Source organism: Streptomyces murinus (assembly GCF_002154555.1).
In the GTDB taxonomy this organism is placed as follows: Bacteria; Actinomycetota; Actinomycetes; order Streptomycetales; family Streptomycetaceae; genus Streptomyces; species Streptomyces murinus.
The window spans coordinates 1-721 of the sequence record NZ_MUNF01000714.1 but is presented as its reverse complement, the minus strand read 5'-3'; the positions used below and the strand labels follow the sequence as shown (position 1 = coordinate 721).

Here is a 721-nt window from a genome sequence, read left to right as displayed (position 1 = left end):
CACCCGGGCCCGGGTGCTGTACCGGCGGGCGTACGTCTGGTGGGTGCTGGGGCATCACCCGGAGGCGCTGGAGGACGTACGGCGGGCGCTGCCGGTGCTCAGGCAGCTGCGGGACGACATCTGGACCGCGCGGGCGCTGACCCTGCGGGCCACGGTGCATCTGGCGCTCGGCGCGGTGGACCGGGCCGACGCGGACTTCACGGCGGCGGAGCGGCTGTGGGACACCACGGGCCAGGAGCACGACAAGGCGGACGCGGTGGAGAGCCGGGGCCTGGCCGCGTTCCGCTCCGGGGACATCCCCCTCGCGCTGCGGCTGCTCGACGAGGCCGAGGAGCGGTACGCGAAGCTCGGCACGCCCACCTACATGCTGTCGGTACGGCGCTGCGAGGTGCTGATGGCCGCGGGGCTCGCCCCGGAGGCGCTGGCCGAGGCGGACGCGGCGATCGCCCTGCTGGACCGGCTGGGCGGGCAGTCGACCCGCAAGGCCGAGCTGCTGCTGGCCGCCGCCCGCGCGGCCCGCTCGGCCGGGGACGCGCACACCGCGATCGCCCGCGCGGCCGTCGCCGTACGGCTGTTCGCGGCGCAGCGGCGGCTGTGGTGGGAGACGCACGCCCGGCTGGTGCTGATCGAGGCGCGGGTGGCGGCCGGGCGGCGCTCGGGGCGGCTGGTCGGGGACGCGGCGGCGGTGGCGGAGCGGCTGGCCTCCTTCGGCTCGCCCGCG

Annotated in this window: 1 protein-coding gene; it reads left to right on the top strand. The window is 78.1% G+C overall.

Going from position 1 to position 721, the window contains the following annotated elements:
• Nucleotides 1-721, top strand: a 721-nt coding sequence (locus CCN72_RS33630) for a tetratricopeptide repeat protein (RefSeq protein WP_483027292.1), incomplete at both ends; no start/stop codon positions are given.